We start from the raw sequence: 20,226 nt of genomic DNA, 5'->3' as shown, positions 1-20,226 counted from the left end.
CGGCGAGTTCCCCGGCGTTTGCGGCGAGTCGGTCCCGCGAGCCCCGTTCGGCTCTGCACGGATCAGGAGACGGCGAGCGAATCCGCGTCGGTGCCGTCGGGGTTCATGAGCTGCGAGCGGATCAGGAAGCGCTTGCCTTCCGGGGCCTCCAGCGAGAAGCCGGATCCCCGCCCGGTGACGATGTCGACGGTGAGACGAGTGTGGCGCCAGTACGCGAACTGCTCGCGCGACATCCAGAACTCCACTCGACCCGCGTCGGCGATGTCGGTGGTGCCGAGGAGGACGTCGGCGTCTCCGGTGAGGAAGTCGCCAGCCGGGTAGCACATGGGCGAGGAGCCGTCGCAGCAGCCCCCGGACTGATGGAACATGAGCGGGCCGTGGCGCCTCCCGAGCGCCGAGATCATCCCGACGGCCTCCGGCGTGAAGGAGACCCGGGAGAAGGTCTCGCCCTCGATGGTCGGGGTCGATGCGAGCGCTCCACCACTGGGCAGCTCGTCGACATCGCCTCGCACTTCGCTGTGCATGTCTTCACCCGTTCGTTGTGTCTTGGTGTCCGGCCTTGCCTGGGGTCGCACGCGCGGCTCGGTGTCGCGTGTGCGGCGAGCGTACGCCCGGCGCCCGAGGACTCCATGAGTGCTCGGACGCCGGGCGCGGGCGTGAATCAGAAGAAGCCCAGCTTGTCCTCGCTGTAGCTGACGAGGAGGTTCTTCGTCTGCTGGTAGTGGTCGAGCATCATGAGGTGGTTCTCGCGGCCGATGCCGGAGGACTTGTAGCCGCCGAACGCAGAGTGGGCAGGGTACGCGTGGTACTGGTTGACCCAGACACGGCCGGCCTGGATGTCCCGGCCGGCTCGGTACGCGGTGTTGCCCATGCGCGACCAGACACCGGCGCCGAGACCGTAGAGGGTGTCGTTGGCGATCGAGATCGCGTCGTCGTAGTCGGAGAACTTCGTGACCGCGACAACCGGGCCGAAGATCTCCTCCTGGAAGATGCGCATGCTGTTCTGGCCTTCGAAGATCGTGGGCTGCACGTAGTAGCCGCCCGCGAGGTCGCCGTCCAGTTCCGCGCGCGCGCCGCCGATGCGGACCTTCGCGCCTTCCTGACGTCCGATCTCGAGGTAGCTGAGGATCTTCTCGAGCTGGTCGTTCGAGGCCTGGGCGCCGACCTGCGTGTCGGTGTCGAGCGGGTTGCCCTGCACGATCTTGCGGGTGCGCTCGGTCACGTCCTCGAGGAAGCGGTCGTAGATCGAGTCCTGGATGAGGGCGCGGGACGGGCAGGTGCAGACCTCACCCTGGTTGAGGGCGAAGAGCGTGAAGCCCTCCTGCGCCTTGTCGTAGTACGCGTCATCGCGCAGCGCGATGTCCTCGAAGAAGATGTTCGGGCTCTTGCCGCCGAGCTCGAGCGTCACGGGGATGATGTTCTGCGAGGCGTACTGCATGATGAGGCGCCCGGTCGTCGTCTCGCCCGTGAACGCGATCTTGCGGATGCGCGAGTTCGACGCCAGCGGTTTCCCGGCCTCGGCGCCGAAGCCGTTCACGATGTTCACGACGCCAGGCGGGAGCAGGTCGCCGATGAGCTCGAAGAGCACGAGGATCGACGTGGGCGTCTGCTCTGCCGGCTTCAGGACGATCGCGTTGCCTGCTGCGAGTGCTGGCGCGAGCTTCCACACGGCCATGAGGATCGGGAAGTTCCATGGGATGATCTGGCCGACGACGCCGAGCGGCTCGTGGAAGTGGTACGAGGTCGTGTTGTCGTCAAGCTGGCTGAGCGTTCCTTCCTGCGCCCTGATGGCTCCCGCGAAGTATCTGAAGTGGTCGATCGCGAGCGGGATGTCGGCGGCGAGGCACTCTCGGATGGGCTTGCCGTTGTCCCACGTCTCGGTGACGGCGATGTACTCGAGGCTCTCCTCGATGCGGTCTGCGATCTTGTTCAGGATGACGGCACGCTCGGCCGGGCTGGTCTTGCCCCAGGCGGGGGCTGCGGCGTGCGCCGCGTCCAGGGCCGCCTCGATGTCCTCGGCCGTTCCGCGGGCGACCTCGGTGAAGGGCTGGCCGGTCACCGGGGTGATGTTCTCGAAGTACTCGCCCTTCACCGGCGGCACCCATTGGCCGCCGATGTAGTGCTCGTAGCGCGGCTTGAACGAGACGAGGGACCCGTCGGTTCCTGGCTTGGCGTACACAGTCATGGGGACTCCTTTGTCCGGGGAAACTCTTCCTCGGCAGATTAGGAGCGACAACGTTGCAATCGGGTTGCAGCACTATGGCGCTGTCGCGCGAGGGTCGCTTCAGGACTCGAGCGATTCGATCCGAGCGACGTACCTGGAACGGGCGGGCGAGCGAGGCGGGAGCACGCCGAGGGCGATGCGGAAGGCGTCGGAGTCCTGGGCGACCTCTGGGAGCTCGAGGTAGGCGAGCAGCGTCGGCGTGTCCGCCGTGCTGAGGACCTGGTCCCGGAGCGTCGCCGAGATCTCGGCCCGCAGTTCGCGGATGCCAGGCGCATCGGAGGCGGGCAGGAGCTCGCCCGGATACATCCTCACCGCCGCCCGGACGTCGCCCGCTGCGAGGAGGCGCAGCACCTCGGCGGCATCGCTCGTGAGGCCCTTCGCGACACGATAGGGGCGCGGCACGAGGTCGAGGTCGCGTTCGGCGAGGAGCGGCCTGAGCCTCGCGAGCTCCGCCCGGAGCGTGACCTCCTTGGCCGTCTCACCGTAGAGCCGGAGTGCAAGCTCCCCCGCGCTGAGCCCGGAGGGGCGTGCGGCGAGGAGCGTCAGGATCTCTCCGTGTCTGCCGCTGAGCTCGAGCGGCGGAAGGCCCGGTGCTGCGAGTCGAGCACGATGGACGCCGAGTGCGCTGACCTTGGCCGTAGCGGCCCCGTTCGCCGGCGCACTCGGGAGGGACGGGCCGCCGGAGCGAGCCGCGGCGCCTGCCAGCAAGGCGGCGACTCGCATCTCGGCTTCGGCGGCGGCGACGGCTGCCCGCATGAGGGCGAGGGAATGGGGGCCGACCGCCCGTTCGTCACCCGTCAGGTCGATGGCTCCCACCGCGAGGCCGGACAGGGGATCGCGGATGGGGACCGCGGTGCAGCTGAGCAGCTGCACCGCGGGGGCGAAGTGCTCGGCGCCCGCGATCTGCACGCCTCGACCTGAGGCCAGAGCTGTGCCCGGGGCGCTCGTGCCGACGGCACCCTCGGACCAGTCGGCGCCTGCCACGAAGTCCATGTGCTCCGCGCGGCGAAGCGTGTCGCTGTCCCCGCGCACCCACAGGAGACGTCCCTGCTCGTTGGTGATGGCGACGATGAGGCCGGTGTCCCTGGCCGGCTCGACGAGCAGGCGGTCGAGGACGGGAAGGACGTGCTGGAGGGGGCTGCGTTCGCGTGCGGCCGCGAGCGGTTCGAACGCGTCGAGGTCACGAGCCCTGGCATTCGAAGGACTCCCGAGCAGGTGCAGCGAACGGAGCCAGGATTCGCGGACGACGCTGCGAAGGCCTGCGACCGCCGAGCGGAGGTCGACGCCTCCGCTTCGCCCGCCGTCGGCGTCGATCAGGGAATGGGCGGATGCGGCGGCCGCCTGGTCGGGACCGACGCTCTCGCCACTCTGCGGGTGCACCTCGCAGCCTCCTCGGATTCGCGGCAGCGAATGCATCGATGCATTCGCTGCCGCGAGCCTAGGCGAAGCCGCCTGGGTGATGTCCAGCCACGAAGGCCGGACGCTCGAGCCGCCCGATCAGTCCGTGCTGAGCACCTCGCGGAGGGTGTCGAGGCCGAGGCCGCCGAGGTCGAGCGCACGCGAGTGCCAGGCCTTGAGGTCGAAGTCATCCCCGCCTCGCTGTTCGGCTTCCGCGCGCAGCTCCTCCCAGATGCGCTGACCGATCTTGTAGGAGGGTGCTTGGCCCGGCCAGCCGAAGTAGCGGTTCACCTCGAACTTCACGAAGCCGTCCGGCATGTTCACGTGCTGGCGCATGAAGTCGAGCGCGTACTCGTAGTCCCAGACCTCGTCTCCCTCGGGGACCGTCTTGCCGAGGTGGACACCGATGTCGAGGACGACGCGTGCTGCACGCATCCGCTGCCCGTCAAGCATGCCGAGCCGGTCGGCTGGCTCATCGAGGTAGCCGAGCTGCTCCATGAGGCGTTCCGCGTAGAGCGCCCACCCCTCGCCGTGGCCCGAGGTCCAGTTGTTGCGTCGCCAGGTGTTGAGCTGGTCTCGGTTCAGGGTCGCGCGCGCGATCTGCAGGTGGTGGCCCGGGACGCCTTCGTGGTACACGGTCGTCAGCTCGCGCCAGGTGTCGAACTCCGTGACGCCCGGTGTGACCGACCACCACATGCGGCCGGGACGGGAGAAGTCCTCGGACGGGCCCGTGTAGTAGATGCCGCCCTCTTCCGTTGGCGCGATCATGCACTCGAGTCGGCGCATCGGCTCCGGGATGTCGAAGTGGCTTTCTGCGAGCTCGGCGACGGCTCGGTCGCTGGTCTCCTGCATCCAGGCCTTGAGAGCCGGCTTTCCATGCAGTTTTCGGCTCGGATCGAGCTCGAGGTGAGCGATGGCCTCCGCGACGGATGCGCCTGGGAGGATCTCGTTCGCGATCGCCTCCTGCTCGGCCTTCATCCGCGCGAGCTCGGCGAGGCCCCACTCGTAGGTCTCGTCCAGGTCGACGGCGGCACCGAGGAAGCCGCGGGAGGCGAGCGCGTAGTGCTCGCGCCCGACGGCGTCGGTCTCGCTCGCCGCGGGCAGCAGCTCGTCGTCGAGGAACGTCGTGAACGCGCCGTACGCGGCAGACGCGAGCTCAGCGCCTCGCTGCAGCTTCTTGCGGAGTTCCTGCGAGAGCTCGCCGGTCGCGGGCGACGACTCCGCGAGCTGCTCGAAGAAGTTCCCCGGGGCCGCGTACTCGCCGGTCTGCACGGCGACTTCGCGGACCTGCCGCTTCGCGGGAACTACACCGGCCATGATGCCCGCGCCGAGGCGCTCCGTGTATCCCTCGACCGCCGCAGGCAGGTTCTCGAGGCGCCGCGCGATGTCCTCGAAGTCGCTCGGCGTCTCGCGAGGCATGAGGTCGAACACCATGCGGATGTCCTGCGCCGGAGATGCGATGTTCGACAGTTCACGCAGGTGCAGCTTGGCGTCGATCATCTCGACCTCGAGCCCGAGGCTGCGTCGCAGCTCGAGCGCCGTCACACGGTCGACCTCGTCGGTCTCGGTGAGCGTGTCCAGCTTCGCGAGCACCTCGACGATCGCGGCGCGCTTCCGGGGAGCCGCGGCCGACGAGTAGTCGCCGTACTCGGCCTTGTCGCCCTCGGCGCCGAGCTCCACGCGCAGCTCGGGCGAGAGGTCGATCTCGGTAGCGACCCAGGCCTCCGCGAGCCGGTCGATGTCCGTCTGCGGTCGTGGCTGACTGGTGTTCTGGGTGGGAAGAGCGGAAGTCGTCATCCCGCAAGCCTATGCTCGCCCCTCTGGGTCCCCGCTCCACGGCCCGACCGGGTCGGGGCGAGCAGCTGCGCGGGCTAGTGCGCGGCCTCGTCCCAGTTCGGGCCGCGCCCGATCTGCACTTCCAGTGGCACGGTGAGGTCCGCAGCCGCGGCCATCTCCTCGCGGACGAGCGCTTCCATCGCCTCGCCCTCACCGGCGGCGACCTCGAACACGAGCTCGTCGTGCACCTGCAGCAGCATGCGGGACGAGAAGTTCTCCGCACGGATGCGGTCCTCGATGGAGTTCATGGCGCGCTTGATGATGTCGGCCGCCGATCCCTGGATCGGCGAGTTGAGTGCCTGTCGCTCGGCGTTCTCGCGCGCGATCCTGTTCGTCGAGTGCAGGTCCGGGAACGGGCGCCTGCGGCCGAAGATGGTCTCCGTGTACCCGTCCTCCTTTGCCTGCAGGACGACGTTGCGCAGGTAGTCGCGGACCTTCCCGAAGCGCTCGAAGTAGTCGATCATGAGCTTCTTCGCCTCGGCGACCTCGATCTGCAGCTGCTTCGACAGGCCGAACGCTGAGAGGCCGTAGGCGAGGCCGTAGGACATCGCCTTGACCTTCGAGCGCATGGCCGGCGTCACATCGGCCGGGTCCACCCCGAACACCCGCGAGCCGACGAAGCGGTGGAGGTCCTCCCCCGCGTTGAAGGCCTCGATGAGCGCGGCGTCGCCCGACAGGTGCGCCATGATGCGCATCTCGATCTGCGAGTAGTCGGCGGTGAGGAGCGACTCGAACTCGGGTCCGTGCACGAACGCGCGACGGATGCGGCGACCCTCATCGGAGCGGATGGGGATGTTCTGCAGGTTCGGGTCGTTCGACGACAGGCGGCCCGTGGCGGAGCCGATCTGGTGGTAGCTCGTGTGGATGCGCGAGCTCTCGTCGATGGCCTTGAGCAGCGACTCCATGATCTGTCGCAGCTTCACCGAGTCGCGGTGCTTTCGGAGGGCGCCGAGGAAGGGATGCGGGCTGTTGCGCTCGAGGTCAGCGAGCGACTCCGCATCCGTCGAGAAGCCCGTCTTCGTCTTGCGGGTCTTCGGCATCTCGAGCGTCTCGAAGAGCACGACCTGCAGCTGCTTCGGGGAGCCGAGGTTGATCTCGGTGCCGCCGATGGCGTCGAACGCCTCCTGCTCGTAGGTGCGGATGCGCTCGGTCAGGTCGTCGGCGAGGCCCTGCAGGAAGTCGCGGTCGATGGCGACGCCCTGCAGCTCCATGCTCGAGAGCGTGGCGAGCAGGGGCGTCTCGATGGATGTGAAGACGTCGAGCGTGCCTGGCTCGAGCATGCCGAGGGCGGCAGTCGTCGCGCGCTGCGTGTACCAGGCGTCACTCGCGACGAGCGACGACTCGTCGCCGAGCTGCAGCTGGTTCGGGTCGCCCTCTGGGAGCTGCTCGTCGAGTCGCATCTGCACGAGCTCGGCGAGGCGCTTGGGGGCGTTCTGGGGGCGGTAGAGCCACGCGGCGAGCTGCCCGTCCTTGACCTGGCCGCCGACCGCGAGGCCGGCGACGGTGAGGGCCTTGAGCTGGGGCTTCGCGTCGAACATGAGCTTGGGAGCATCGCTCGCGAGCCACGCCTCGAGGGGCGCGTAGTCGACGCGCTCCGGAATCCAGCGGAGCTCGGTCGCCTCGGCGGCCGTCGACACGCCGATGGCGATGATGCCACCCTCGGCGTTGTGCGAGACCGCGAGGCCGAGGCCCTCCGGGGTCGCGGCGACGGCCTTCTCGAGCCACTGCTCGAGCTCCTCGTCGAGCAGCTCCGGTCGAACGGGCGCAGCGACTGCTTCGGCGGGCGCGATGTCGTCACCCGCTTCGTCGGCGAGCTTCAGCACCCGGTCCTGCAGGGTGCGGAACTGCAGCTTCGTGAAGATCTCGCGGACGGCATCCGCGTCGATCGACCCGCGCGTGAGCTGATCCGGTGCGACCGGCAGCTCGACGTCATCGACGAGGCGGTTGAGCTTGCGGTTGCGGACCGCGTTCTCGCGGTGCTCGCGGAAGGACTCGCCGACCTTGCCGCCGATCTCGTCGGCATGGTCGAGGATGCCCTGGAGGGAGCCGTACTGCGCGAGCCACTTGGCCGCGGTCTTCTCGCCGACCTTGGGGACACCGGGGAGGTTGTCGCTCTTCTCCCCCACGAGGGCCGCCACGTCCGGGTACTGCTCCGGGCGCACGCTGTAGCGCTCCTCGACCTTCGCGGGGTCGTAGCGGGTCAGCTTCGTCACGCCCTGCGTCGACGGGTAGAGCAGCGTGACATCGTCGGTGACGAGCTGGATCGAGTCGCGGTCGCCCGAGACGACGAGCACCTTGAAGCCCTGCTCGCGCCCCTGCCGTGCGAGGGTCGCGAGGATGTCGTCGGCCTCGAAGTCCTCCTTCACGACGGTCTTGATGCCCATCGCGTGGAGGGCGTCGCGAAGCAGCGGGATCTGCCCCTTGAACTCGACGGGAGTCGCGTCGCGGCCCGCCTTGTACTCGGGGTACTCGCGGGTGCGGAAGGAGCTGCGCGAGATGTCGAAGGCCACGGCGATGTGACTCGGGTTCTCGTTCTGCAGCAGATTGAGGAGCATGGAGACGAAGCCGTGGATGGCGTTCGTGTGCTGCCCCTCCGAGTTCACGAAGCTGTCGACCGGCAGGGCGAAGAACGCCCTGAAGGCAAGCGAGTGGCCGTCGATGACCATGAGGGTAGGCTGATTTTGCGCTGACACACGGTCAGCCTACTTGCCGCCCCAGACACTGCGCCGATGCGCGCGTGTTGTGGGGCGTTCTTCGAGGAGGAAGCCTGATGACTCACCTGGAAACGCCCCCGACGACGGTCAACGGGCTCGCCATCCCCGACCAGCACGACGTGACCTACGGTCGCGGCTTCGGCGCGCTGGCCGAGCGGATGGGCATCCTCTGCGTCGAGCTGAGTCCAGAGCGCTCGGTCGCCGTCATGCCGGTCGACGGGAACACCCAGCCCATCGGCCTGCTGCACGGCGGCGCCTACTGCGTGCTCGGCGAATCCCTCGGTTCCATGGCCGCCAACGTGCACGCCGGCCCCGGGCGCTTCGCGGTCGGCATCGACATCAACGCCACCCACACCGGATCCGCGGTCAGCGGCTGGGTCACGGGCGTGTGCACGGCGATCCACCTCGGCGGCTCCATGACGGTGCACGAGATCGTGGTCACCGATGAGGCGGGCAAGCGCTGCTCCACGATCCGCATCACCAACCTCATCCGAACCGCGAAGTAGTTCCACGCAGAGCCGAAGAAGCCCTCACCGCGACAACGCGGTGAGGGCTTCTGCTGATCGAGGCTCGGCTACTTCTTGGCCGAGAGCTGCTGGATGACCGCCTGCGCGACCTCCTGCATCGTGAGACGGCGGTCCATCGACGCCTTCTGGATCCAGCGGAACGCCTCTGGCTCGCTGAGACCCATCTTCTGCGTGAGGAGGCCCTTCGCGCGGTCGACCTGCTTGCGGGTCTCGAACCGCTCGTTGAGGTCGGAGATCTCGGCCTCGAGCGCGATGAGCTGCGCGTGGCGAGCGAGCGCGATCTCGATCGCGGGGAGCAGGTCGTTCTGCGTGAACGGCTTCACGACGTACGCGAGGGCGCCCGCCTCAGTCGCGCGCTCCACCAGTTCCTTCTGGCTGAACGCGGTGAGGAGCACAACGGGCGCGATGCTGTCCTTCGACAGCTGCTCGGCCGCGGAGATGCCGTCGAGCTGCGGCATCTTGACGTCCATGATGACGAGGTCGGGGCGGAGTTCCTTCGCGAGGGCGACCGCGGTCTCCCCGTCGCCGGCCTCTCCGACCACGTCGAAGCCGTTGTCGCGGAGGATCTCCACGATGTCGAGCCGGATGAGCGACTCGTCTTCAGCGACGACAACACGTCGCGGGGCTTGAGAGGTTTCCTGTTCAGTCACGTAGTGAGCTTACGATACTGTGTCCGTGGTGTTGCGCCGGCTTGGCGGAATGGCAGACGCGGTGCACTCAAAATGCTCTGTCCGAGAGGGCGTGTGGGTTCGAATCCCACAGCCGGCACCAGACGGGAAGCCCCGGTCGTGCCAGTGAATCACTGGCCGAACCGGGGCTTGTCTCGTTCTCGGTGTTCGTGCTCGGCGCTACTCGCCCGTCATGGGCGTCTCCTCAGGTTCCGACGAGGTCGCACCGGTTCCCGACCAGGTCGCGGTCGCGTCCCAGAGGTTCAGCGTGTCGTCGACCAGCACGTCGACCTCGACTTCGCTCTGGGGAATCGTGACGCCGTCGGAGGCCCCTGCCTCGACGAGGCGCTGCACCAGCTTGTCGGTGACCTCCGTGAGGGCCTCTTCGCCAGCATCCGCCTCGGCAGAGGCGGTGCGCATGTATGTCTTGACTTCGCTCATGCGTCCATCATCTCAGCCACCGCGACCATCTCAGCCGAAGAAGAGCCTCGTGGATGCCGAGACGAAGCCTGACTGCCCGAGCTGCTCACGCATGCCCATGTACTCTTGCGCGTCCTGGCCGACGACGTACGTGATCTGCTCGGTCCCGTCCGTCACCGCATCGAATGCGGCCTGGGCGACCTGCTCGGCGGACGAGCGCGTCGAGTCGCGGGACGGGTCCCGGAACCGCGACGTCGCCCGGATGAGCGCTTCCAGGTAGTCGGGGTGAGCGGTCTGGTCGAGGCTGCGGCCGCCGAAGTCGGTGCGGATGCCGCCAGGTGCAAGGGTCTTGACCCGGATGCCGAACGGAGCCAGCTCGTAGGCGAGGCCCTCGCTCCACCCCTCGGCGCCGAACTTCGCGGCGTGGTAGACGGAGTTGAAGGGCATCGTGACCTTGCCGCCGATGGACGTCGTCGTGAGGATCACGCCTGCGCCGCGCTCACGGAAGTGCGGGATGAACTCCTTCGTGACGCGCATGACGCCGAGGAGGTTGGTGGTGATGTTCTGGACGATCTGCTCGTCCGTTGCGGCCTCGAACGGGCCCGCGAGCCCGTAGCCCGCGTTGTTGAAGAGGACGTCGACGGGCTCCTCGGCAAGCGTCTCGGCCACGACGCGGACGATGGCCTCTGGGTCCGTCACGTCGAGCCGCTTGAGCGTCACCCCCGGGAGGTCACCAAGCTCCGTCTGCTTCTCCGGCGCCCGCATGGTGGCGATCACTCGCCAGCCCCTGGCGGAGAAGAGCTCGACGGCCGCACGGCCGAGTCCGGTCGAAGTCCCCGTGATGAAGATGGTGCTCATGGTGCCTCTTCCCTGTTGGTGCTGACGCGGGTGCGCGCTCCGGATCGTACTCCTCACCCCACCAGGTGGTAGGTCAGCGATCGTGCGCGCGCACGGCGCGTGGCCTTGCATCAGCCTTAGGCACCCCTTACCGTACGTATACCGCTTTGCCGCTGGGAAGCTCGCACCGCACCAAGTGCCGACTCCCGCAGACGAAACCTCCAACGTTGCAGTGTTCGCGTCGCCTTTCCCCTCGCTGCTGTCCCCAGGAGGCATCTTCGTGTCGCAAAAAATCACCGGTCTGTACCGTCCCGAGCTCGAGAAGAGCGACTGTGGCGTCGGCTTCATCACGCGGAAGGACGGCGTCCAGCACCACGACGTCATCCGGCTCGGCAACGAGGCGCTCTGCGCGATCCCGCACCGCGGAGGGATGTCAGCTGAGGGTGTCGGGGACGGCGCCGGCGTCAACGTCGACCTGTCGGTGGAGTTCTTCAGTGCGCTCGTCGGCCGACAGCTCACGGCCGGCCTCTTCGGGGTCGGCAACTTCTTCATGCCGAGCGACGAGGCACTGCTCGAGGCCGCTCACGAGCTCATCTCCGGCACGCTGCGGGCCAACGGCATCGAGCCCGTGCTCGTGCGCGACGTTCCCGTCGACCCCTCCGTCGCGCGCCCGGCCGCGGCGCACTACCAGCTCCCCATCGTGCAGTGGGTGTTCGAGGCCGCGGAAGGATGGAGCCGAGCCGAGATGGATTCGGCGGCGAACGCCGCACTCCTCGACATCGAGGGCGTCGCGTACGCGGACCCCGCGCTCCAGGGCCTCTACCCCCTCTCCCTGAGCGCGCGCACGCAGACCCTCAAGGGGCGCCTCAACTCGAACGAGGTCATCCCCTACTTCACCGACCTGCTCGACGAGCGCCAGTCGGTGCGCACGCTGTTCTTCCACACGCGCTTCTCGACCAACACGGAACCGCACCCGAGCATGGCGCAGCCGTTCCGCATGCTCGCGCACAACGGCGAGCTCAACACCGACCGCAAGAACCGCCTCTCCGAGAACGCCCTCGCGACCGCCCGCGGACGCGTCATCGTGCATCCGCCCGGCCAGTCGGACAGCAGCCGGTTCGACCAGACGCTCCAGAGCCGTGTCTTCGACGACGGGCTCGAGCTCGTCGAGGCCGTTGTCTCGACCATGCCGCCGGCGTGGGAGAACGACCGCACGCTGACCCCCGAGGTGCGCGACATGCTCGAGTTCTTCTCCCTGTACGAGGAGAAGAACGACGGTCCGGCCGCCCTCGTCTTCAGCAACGGCGACATCATCGGCACCCGGCTCGACCGCCTCGGCCTGCGGCCGCTGCGAACCGTCGAGACGGACGACTACCTCGTCGTGAGCTCCGAGGCGGGACAGATCCAGTTCGCGCCGGGCACGATCATCCGCCGCGGCCGCATCGAGGCTGGCGGGATGCTGTACTTCGATCACCGTCAGGGACGCAGCTACCGCACGAGAGAGGCGCTCGAGCAGCTCGCCAGGCGCCGCGACTACAGCGCGGAGCTCGAAGCGGCCAGAGTCAACATCGAGGACATCGAGCTGCCCGAGATCACCCGAGGCAGCTCCACGCTCGGCTACGACGGCGACCTCTCCCCCGCCGGCAGGTACGTTGCGTACTCGCTCAACCAGGAGAGCTTCAAGTTCATGATGGACCCGATGCTCGCGAACGGCACCGAGCGCATCTCCGCGATGGGCTACGGCAACGCGATCAACGCGCTCTCCGACCAGGAGGGCGGCCTCGCGAAGTACTTCTCGCAGCGGTTCGCGCAGGTCACCAACCCGCCGCTCGACAGCATCCGCGAAGCCGACGGGATGACGCTCCGCGTGGCGCTCGGCGCGAAGCCGGACGGCGGCAACCGCACGAGGCAGATCGTCGTGCCGTCCCCGATCCTCAGCCACCTCAACATGGTCGCGCTGCGGGAGCAGCGCCTCGCGCCGCTCGAGCGCTTCGAGATCCTCTACACGCCCGTGCAGGGTGACGCCGCGGCCAACGCGGCATCACTGCGCGACGCGGTCGAGCGGGTCTGCGACGCCGTGGCCGAGTTCGCGCGCACGCAGGGCGGCATCGCGGTCCTCACTGATCGCAACGTGTCCAGGAAGGCGGCAGCCATCCCGCTCATCCTGGTGATCGCGGCCGTGAACCAGCGGCTGATCCGCGAAGGGCTCAGACTCCGGGTCTCGATCATCGCCGAGAGCGGCCAGCTGCCGTCCTCGCACCACATCGCGTCGGCGCTGGGCTTCGGCGCGGCCGCCGTCTACCCGCTCTGCGTGCGGCTGCGCGCGGAGGAGCGCTACCCGAGCGGCGCCGCATCCGTCGACACGATCACCGAGACGGACCTCGCGGTCGCGCGCTTCGCGAAGGCTGCGGAGAAGTCGCTCATGAAGACGATGGGTCGCGTCGGCCTCTGCACGGTCGAGAGCTACATCGGTGGCGAGTTCTTCGAACCCAACTACCTCGACACGAAGGACCCCGTGCTCGCCGGCTACTTCCCGCACCTCGCGGCGCCCGTCGGCGGGGTGCGCTTCGAGCGCATCGCCCTCGCGGTCGCCGAGTGGCACGAGCGGGCCGTCACCGTCGCCGACGAGAAGCAGATCCCGCTCCTCGGACTCTTCAAGGAGCGCCAGGAAGGTGCAGGCCATTCCTTCGGGACCACGGCCGTTCGCGGGTTCATCGACATGACAGAGGAGCCGCGCGTCCTCGAGTCGCCGGGGGCTGCTGAGGCGACGGAACCGGGCGAGGCGGCCGCCGAGCCGCACCCGGGCCACGACTCGCTGCGCCTCCTCACGCTCGGCCAGCTCGGCGACGCCTTCGGGCTCGACGACAAGGCCTACACGTACAACGGATACGGGGCGCTCACCCCCGAGCAGATCGACGCGTTCGAGATCACCCCCGGCTACCGCGACTTCGTCACCAACACGATCCAGGAGCGCACGCGCCGACCATCCGCGCTGCGCGATGTCCTCTCGCTGCCCGCCGACGTGCGCCTCGCGTCGACCCCCTCCGAGTTCGCGCGCGAGCTCAGTCGGTTCTCGCTCGACGGGAACAGCGACGTCCGCGTGCGCGGCCTCGAGATCGAGCGCGTCGAGAACGAGCGCTACCTGCTCACCCTGACGGGTCCCCTCGACGACGAAGCCGCGCGCTACGACGCGCTCGCGCAGGTCCTCACCGCACTCGATGGCGAGGCCATCGTCGAGACCACGGCGACGGATGCGGGACTCGAGGTCCGCGTGGTCCCCGGCATCTCCAGCGTTCTCAGCCTGCTGAGGACGGCACCGGACAGCATCTCGCTCGACGAAGTGCAGCCAGCGCACGAGATCGCCCGCACGCTCGCCTCCGGCGCCATGAGCCACGGGGCGCTCGTCGCCACGGCGCACGAGTCGGTCGCGCACGGCACGAACATGGTCGGCGGCATGTCGAACTGCGGTGAGGGTGGCGAGCACATCACCCGCTACAACACGATCCGCGGCTCGCGCATCAAGCAGTTCGCCTCCGGACGCTTCGGCATCTGGGCCGGCTACCTCGCCGACCCGATGCTGCAGGAGCTCGAGATCAAGATCGGCCAGGGCGCGAAGCCAGGCGAGGGCGGGCAGCTGCCTGCCCCCAAGGTCACGGTCGACATCGCCGCGGCCCGAGGCGGGACGCCAGGCGTCGAGCTCGTCTCCCCGCCACCGCACCACGACACGTACTCGATCGAGGACCTCGCCCAGCTCATCCACGACTGCAAGGCGGCGCGAGTTCGCGTCGTCGTCAAGCTCGTCTCGTCCGAGGGCATCGGCACGATCGCCGTGGGCGTCGCGAAGGCCGGCGCCGACGTCATCAACGTGGCGGGCAACACGGGCGGCACGGGGGCTGCGGCCGTCACGAGCCTCAAGTACGCGGGCCGCTCGGCCGAGATCGGCGTCGCCGAGGTGCACCAGGCGCTCCTCGCGAACGGACTCCGGCAGAAGGTCGTGCTGCGCTGCTCGGGCGCCCACCAGATGGCGAGTGACGTCGTCACCTCGGCGCTCCTCGGCGGGGACAGCTTCGAGTTCGGCACGACGGCGCTGATGATGCTCGGCTGCGTCATGGCGAAGAACTGCAACATCAAGTGCCCAGCCGGCCTCACGACGAACCCGGAGGTGTTCGACGGCGACCCGCGCGCGCTCGCGCAGTACCTGCTCAACATCTCCCACGAGGTGCGCGAGATCCTCGCCTCCCTCGGCCTTCGTTCGCTCGGCGAGGCACGCGGCCGCGGCGACCTGCTGCAGCTCCTCGCGCACCCCGCGAGCGTCGGCGACCTGGATGTGCGCGACATGCTCGCGAAGGTGCCGGAGAAGATCGTCACCGACCCCATCTCCCTCGAGAAGGACTTCAGCATCGACGACTCGCTCGTCGAGCAGATCCGGGCCGCGCTCATCGAGCGCGCTGAGCCCGCAGTTCTCATCGAGGGCGTCGAGATGGGCAACCGCTTCAAGTCGGTCGGTGGCCAGCTGTCCATCGACATCGAGCGGATGCTCAACTACGAGCTCGATGCCGCGACCGTGGCGGACCTTCCCTCGGTCGTCGAGGACGACCGCGGACGGCGCTCGCTCGTCGACGGCAGCGTGACCGTCACGACCCAGGGGTCGGCGGGCCAGTCATACGGCGCGTTCAGCAACGACGGCATGCGCCTCGTGCATACGGGAACCGCGAACGACGGCGTCGGCAAGAGCCAAGGAGGCGGCACCATCGTGATCCTCTCCCCCGGCGGAGGTGGCTCGCAGCCCGGCGAGAACGTGCTCATCGGCAACTTCGCACTCTTCGGCGCGACCGGTGGACGCACGTTCGTGCAGGGCGAGGCGGGTGACCGCTTCGCGGTGCGCAACTCCGGCGCGACGGCCGTCGTCGAGGGCATCGGCGACTTCGGCTGCGAGTACATGACCAACGGAGCCGTGCTCAACCTCGGGAGCGCGGGCAAGGGCCTCGGCAACGGGATGAGCGGCGGCTTCGTCTACCAGTACGACGCGGACGGGTCGACTCGCGCCAACGTCAGCGCCGACTCGCTGCTGGTGTTCCCCATCACCGACACGAGCCACGGGGACTTCCACGAGGCGGCCGTCAAGCTCCTGCTGCACTGGCACCTCGACGCGACCGGGTCTCCGCTCGCCGCGCGGATCCTCGGCGACTGGGAGGCGGAGCGCAGCAAGTTCTTCTGCGGCATGCCCCGGGCGCTGCTCCTGTACCAGGACGCGGACGAGATCCTCGCGGCCAAGGGCCGCAAGGAGCTCCTCGACGAGCTCTCGGCGTCGATCGCGACCCAGCGCATCCGCCTCTTCAAGGAGGCCTACCGCGGCGCTCACCCGGTCATCGGCGGGCGCACGCCGAGTGGCTCCGAAGCGGACCGGGACGACCGGTTCGCGCTGCTCGCCTCCTACGCCGTGCTGAACATCTCGCAGGGCATCGCGCTCACACGCGTCCCGGACGCGAGCGGACCCGACGACCCCCGGGTGGTGGATGCGGTGCGGAAGCTGATCCTCACCGAGGACTTCTTCGTCATGCAGCGCGTCAACAAGTACCTGCGTGGGGAGCTCGAGCGCTTCGAGGACGCTGCGCTGGCGGCCCTCATCGCTGCCAAGCGCCTGGAGGATTACAAGGACGCGCTCCGTCTGCGCAACGTGCGCAGCATCGACGCGCCTGGAACGACGGGATGGATCATGCACCAGAACGTGAAGAACCGCCGCCTGCTCGAGTCGGTTGGCACCGACGAGATCCTGGCGACCGCGGCGCTGGTGGACATCGCCCGCGACCTCGTCGTCACGGAGAAGCGTCAGCAGCCTTCGGCCGCCATGGCGGGTCTCACGGCAACCGCCGGAGGTCTGGCATGAGCGCGCCGTTCATCCCGGTGGACGCCCCGTTCACCAAGGAGCAGCAGGCCTGGCTCTCAGGTTTCATGGCGGGCCTGGCCGCGATCCCGACGGCCGACAAGGAGGTGGAGTCGGCGACGCTCACGCTCGAGATCCTGATCGGCACGCAGACCGGCAACTGCGAGTTCGTGGCTGAGGATCTCGCGGCCGCGGCCCGCGGCGCGGGTCTCGCGGCGACGCTCGCCCCGCTCGACTCCGTCTCGCCCGAGGCGCTCGGCGGGGAACGCAACATCGTCGTCGTCACGTCCACGTACGGCGAGGGCGAGATGCCGGACAACGCGGAGCTGTTCTGGGAGGAGCTCTCTGCCGACGGTGCGCCGCGTCTCGAGTCTGCGAAGTTCGCCGTGCTGGCGCTCGGTGACAGCAGCTACGACGACTACTGCCAGGCAGGCAAGCTCATTGACACACGCCTCGAGCAGCTCGGCGCCACTCGGGTGGTGCAGCGCGTCGACTGCGACGTCGACTACGAGGACGCAGCCGCCGCCTGGATCGCAGAGGTTGTCGAGCACTTCGCTGCGCTGCAGCCGAACACGGCAGCCCCGGCGCCCGCCGCCGCGGCCGCCCCTGCCCGCGTGCGCTCTCCCTGGAACAAGAAGACCCCGTACCCGTCGCGGCTCGCCGTGAACCGCGTGCTCTCCGGGCCGCGGAGCTCGAAGGAGATCCGCCACTACGAGTTCGAGCTCGGCGACAGCGGCATCACGTATGCGGCGGGCGACGCCCTCGCGGTCGTCCCGGTCAACGCGCCGGCACTCGTCGACGAGCTGCTCGGACACCTCGGATTCTCGGGAGACGAGGCGCTCGAGAACGGCTCCAGCCTGCGCACGGCGTTCGAACGTGAGCTCGACATCACGGCGCCGTCGAAGGACCTGCTCGCGGAGCTCTCGGCGCGCGAGCCAAGCGGCGCCGTCGCGGAGCTCGTGCAGCGCGGCGACAAGGCGCAGCTCGACAGCTGGCTGTGGGGGAAGGACACGCTCGACGTCCTCAAGGCCGCACAGGGCGTGGCGTTTGGTGCGGACGAGTTCGCGGCGCTGCTGCGCCCGATGCAGCACCGTGCGTACTCGATCTCGTCGAGCCCCCTGGCCAGCCCGGACCGCATCCACCTCACCGTCGCTTCCGTCCGCTACGGCAGCGAGGCCCGCCGGTACGGCGGCGTCTGCTCGACGTTCCTCGCTGACCGTGTGGGTGAGGCCGACCCGGTGCACCTGTTCCTGCAGCCGAACGCTGCGTTCCGCGTGCCCGAGGACGATGACGCGCCCATGATCATGGTCGGCCCTGGCACGGGCATCGCGCCGTTCCGTGGCTTCCTGCACGAGCGCGAGGCGCGGGGCGCCTCCGGGCGCAACTGGCTGCTGTTCGGTGACCAGCATCGGGAGAGCGACTTCATCTACGAGGACGAGCTGACGGGGCTCAGCGAGCGGGGTGTCCTCGACCGCCTCGACCTCGCGTTCTCGCGCGACCAGGCCGAGAAGATCTACGTGCAGACGCGGATGCTCGAGCACAGTGCAGAGCTGTACGCGTGGCTCGAGGAGGGTGGCCACTTCTACGTGTGCGGCGACGCTTCGCGCATGGCAAGGGACGTCGATGATGCGCTGCATGCCGTGGTCGCGCGGGAGCGCGGAGTGACGGCTGAGGTGGCTGCCGAGTACGTCGGCGCCCTGAAGCGCCAGAAGCGCTACGTGAGGGACGTGTATTGACTCATGCGGCGGTTCGGTCGTGCTTGCCGATGACGTCCCGGGTCCGCACGGCCGCACCTCCAGGCTGGAGATGTGCGACGTGCGAGCGCAGTGCGTGGCCGTGGTGACGCGGCTCGAGATCGTCGGCGCCGAAACGTACCGCGCATGGGAGCAGATGATGGAGTCGCTGCCCGCCACATGAGCCGCGGCTGCTTGGTTGCTGGTGGGTGGTTTCAGGGTCTTCGGTTGATTGCTGGGCGTGCGGTTTGGACGCTGTTGGTGGTGTAGCTGCGGCGGCGGGCGGTTCTGCGTGGGGCGTGGTGCCCGAGGGCGGGGACGACGTGCCAGCGTCCGCTGCTGCCGTTGCCGTTGCTGTTGTTGCCGTTGCGTCCGTTGCTGCCGTTGTTGCCGTTGGTGAGGACGAGCCGTCCGCGGTGGACTTCGTGGTGGTGGAAGGAGCACAGCAGGATGCCGTGTTTCGCGTCGGTGGGTCCGCCTTCGCTCCAGGGCTGTGCGTGGTGCACTTCGCACCAGCGCACGGGTGCGCTGCAGCCGGGGGCCCGGCATTGCCGGTCGCGGATCGCGATGGCGCGGCGTTGGGCGGTGGTGAAGAGTCGTTGTTTGCGGCCGAGGTCGAGGATCTCCCCGGTGCTGCTGCGGGTTGCGACGCGGATGAACCCGTCGCACAGCAGCTGCGCGGCGACGCTCGGCGGGACTGGTTCCCCGGTGCGCTCGAGGTGCGGGACGTCTTCGGGACGTTCTGCGGTTCCGGCGATGCCGGCCTTGGTGGTCACGATGATGACGGTGGGCGCTTCGCCTCCGGTTCTGGGCGCGTCTGGGGATTCGGCGTAAGCGCGCACGAGCATCGTGAGCGCGTCGATGCGCTGCTGCTCGATCGAGCGCGGGTCCACCAGCGGAACCTCGACGTTGTCGTTGTCGTTGTCGTTGACGTTGTCGCTGTCGGTGTGCGCGTTGTCTTCGTCCAGCGGGAGCTCGTTGGCGCCGAGGGCCGGGGCGAGTGGTTCCCCGCACTCGGACGCCACCGGGAACTCCACCCTGCGCCGCGGCGAGAGCAGCGCATCGAACACCGACAGCAGCTGCTCGCCCTGCTCCGGCGTCGCCACGAACTTCCCGGTGACCGCGCCGTCGCTGCGCCGGGAGATCCACAGCCCGCGTTCCTCGGCGATCTTGTCGGCCCGCGGCTCGTCACCGTCCGGGTCGAGGTATGACACCCACGTCGCGGCCTGCACCTCCAGCACCTTCGGCACTGCGGGCTGCTCGTCTTCCGGGTTCACCCCGCACGCCGACGCGACCAGCTCCATTTCGGCCCGCTCGAGCTCGTCGACGCCCACGCGGTTCCCGGTGTGGTCCAGGCCCTTCGTGATCGCCGACGCCTGCGCGATCGACATGACCGCTGACCCGACCGCTTTCGATACGGCCGGATACTTCGCCGGGATCGGCTCGCCCGTGACGCTCATCCGCTCCCGCGTCGCCGCGGCCACCCGCACCAGCGTGCTCGCCTCGAACGGCCGCACCGCGAGCACCTGCTCCAGCATGGCCGTCAGGTTCCGGAACCCCGACTTCCGCGCCACCGACTCCGCCCGCGGCGACTCGTCCTCCCGGAGCAGCAACTCCCCAGCGACCTCCACCAACGCCGCATCCACCACGCGCCGACGAGCCGCCAACTCCCGCAACGCGACCACGATCTCCGCATCCGGAAGCCCCGCCAGCTGACACCGCGCCTCGAGCAACGCATCGACCACAGCCGTCTCCGTCGACGACTGGCGATGCGACTCCTGCTCGAACTTCGATGCCACGATAACCTCCCCCAAGATCACCACCAGCCTAGCACTGGACCGCCCCAGAAACCAGCCGTTGACCAGGGATTGTGGAAAAACTCAGAACCTGTGTTCGACGCCGGACTGATCACGTGACAACACTTGGTCGGCGCAGCATCTCGACGCACCCCCTGCCCCTGACTTCAGTGAACGTGTTCATTGAAC

General features: G+C 68.6%; 12 protein-coding genes and 1 tRNA gene. 4 read left to right on the top strand and 9 right to left on the bottom strand.

Annotated features, from left to right (window positions below; genetic code table 11):
- Window positions 1-62: 62 nt before the first annotated feature.
- From ACQFZP_RS04720 to polA, 5 genes are all read right to left on the bottom strand, one after another.
- Entirely contained in the window at window positions 63-524 is a 462-nt protein-coding gene (locus tag ACQFZP_RS04720) for a DUF779 domain-containing protein (protein WP_104311924.1), read from the bottom strand.
- Window positions 525-661: 137 nt separating this feature from the next.
- Window positions 662-2,185 (bottom strand): acetaldehyde dehydrogenase ExaC, encoded by a 1,524-nt coding sequence (exaC, locus tag ACQFZP_RS04715; protein ID WP_211890477.1) that lies wholly within the window; start codon window positions 2,183-2,185, stop codon window positions 662-664.
- A 99-nt stretch (window positions 2,186-2,284) separates the two neighbouring features.
- A complete protein-coding gene (locus ACQFZP_RS04710; protein WP_307852733.1) occupies window positions 2,285-3,604 on the bottom strand; it encodes a GAF domain-containing protein in 1,320 nt (439 codons plus the stop codon).
- 117 nt (window positions 3,605-3,721) lie between these two features.
- Entirely contained in the window at window positions 3,722-5,419 is a 1,698-nt protein-coding gene (locus ACQFZP_RS04705; protein ID WP_211890475.1) for a DUF885 domain-containing protein, read from the bottom strand.
- Between the two features lie 74 nt (window positions 5,420-5,493).
- A complete protein-coding gene (gene polA / locus ACQFZP_RS04700; RefSeq protein WP_104311928.1) occupies window positions 5,494-8,124 on the bottom strand; it encodes a DNA polymerase I in 2,631 nt (876 codons plus the stop codon).
- Between the two features lie 104 nt (window positions 8,125-8,228).
- Here polA and ACQFZP_RS04695 point away from each other — a divergent pair, with 104 nt between their 5' ends.
- Window positions 8,229-8,678, top strand: coding sequence for a PaaI family thioesterase (locus ACQFZP_RS04695; protein WP_211890474.1), 450 nt, complete (start codon window positions 8,229-8,231; stop codon window positions 8,676-8,678).
- A 68-nt stretch (window positions 8,679-8,746) separates the two neighbouring features.
- Here ACQFZP_RS04695 and ACQFZP_RS04690 read toward each other — a convergent pair whose 3' ends face one another.
- Window positions 8,747-9,349, bottom strand: a complete 603-nt coding sequence (locus ACQFZP_RS04690; protein WP_104241240.1) for an ANTAR domain-containing response regulator — start codon at window positions 9,347-9,349, stop codon at window positions 8,747-8,749.
- 35 nt (window positions 9,350-9,384) lie between these two features.
- Here ACQFZP_RS04690 and ACQFZP_RS04685 point away from each other — a divergent pair.
- Window positions 9,385-9,470: transfer RNA gene (locus ACQFZP_RS04685), tRNA-Leu, on the top strand.
- A gap of 77 nt (window positions 9,471-9,547) precedes the next feature.
- Here the strand turns inward: ACQFZP_RS04685 and ACQFZP_RS04680 are convergent.
- Both ACQFZP_RS04680 and ACQFZP_RS04675 read right to left on the bottom strand, forming a co-directional pair.
- The gene (locus tag ACQFZP_RS04680) at window positions 9,548-9,808 is read right to left on the bottom strand and encodes a hypothetical protein (protein WP_146080781.1); all 261 of its coding nucleotides are present in this window, start codon (window positions 9,806-9,808) and stop codon (window positions 9,548-9,550) included.
- A gap of 30 nt (window positions 9,809-9,838) precedes the next feature.
- Window positions 9,839-10,645 carry an SDR family oxidoreductase gene (locus ACQFZP_RS04675; RefSeq protein ID WP_211890473.1) on the bottom strand — a complete coding sequence of 269 codons (807 nt, stop codon included), beginning with the start codon at window positions 10,643-10,645 and terminating at the stop codon, window positions 9,839-9,841.
- A gap of 259 nt (window positions 10,646-10,904) precedes the next feature.
- On the opposite strand from ACQFZP_RS04675, the gene ACQFZP_RS04670 reads away from it, so the two are divergent.
- Both ACQFZP_RS04670 and ACQFZP_RS04665 read left to right on the top strand, forming a co-directional pair.
- Window positions 10,905-16,511: a glutamate synthase-related protein gene (locus tag ACQFZP_RS04670; RefSeq protein ID WP_211890472.1), complete on the top strand. Its 5,607-nt coding sequence runs from the start codon at window positions 10,905-10,907 to the stop codon at window positions 16,509-16,511.
- The gene (locus ACQFZP_RS04665; protein WP_211890471.1) at window positions 16,508-18,244 is read left to right on the top strand and encodes a diflavin oxidoreductase; all 1,737 of its coding nucleotides are present in this window, start codon (window positions 16,508-16,510) and stop codon (window positions 18,242-18,244) included. The genes ACQFZP_RS04670 and ACQFZP_RS04665 overlap by 4 nt, the downstream gene beginning before the upstream one ends.
- Before the next feature lie 212 nt (window positions 18,245-18,456).
- Here ACQFZP_RS04665 and ACQFZP_RS04660 read toward each other — a convergent pair whose 3' ends face one another.
- A complete protein-coding gene (locus ACQFZP_RS04660) occupies window positions 18,457-20,040 on the bottom strand; it encodes an HNH endonuclease signature motif containing protein (protein ID WP_211890470.1) in 1,584 nt (527 codons plus the stop codon).
- Between the last annotated feature and the right edge of the window lie 186 nt (window positions 20,041-20,226).

Source organism: Pseudoclavibacter sp. Marseille-Q434 (assembly GCF_050315415.1).
Taxonomy (GTDB): Bacteria; Actinomycetota; Actinomycetes; order Actinomycetales; family Microbacteriaceae; genus Pseudoclavibacter.
The sequence above is the reverse complement of the archived record's forward strand: the minus strand, read 5'-3'. Positions and strand labels throughout refer to the sequence as shown.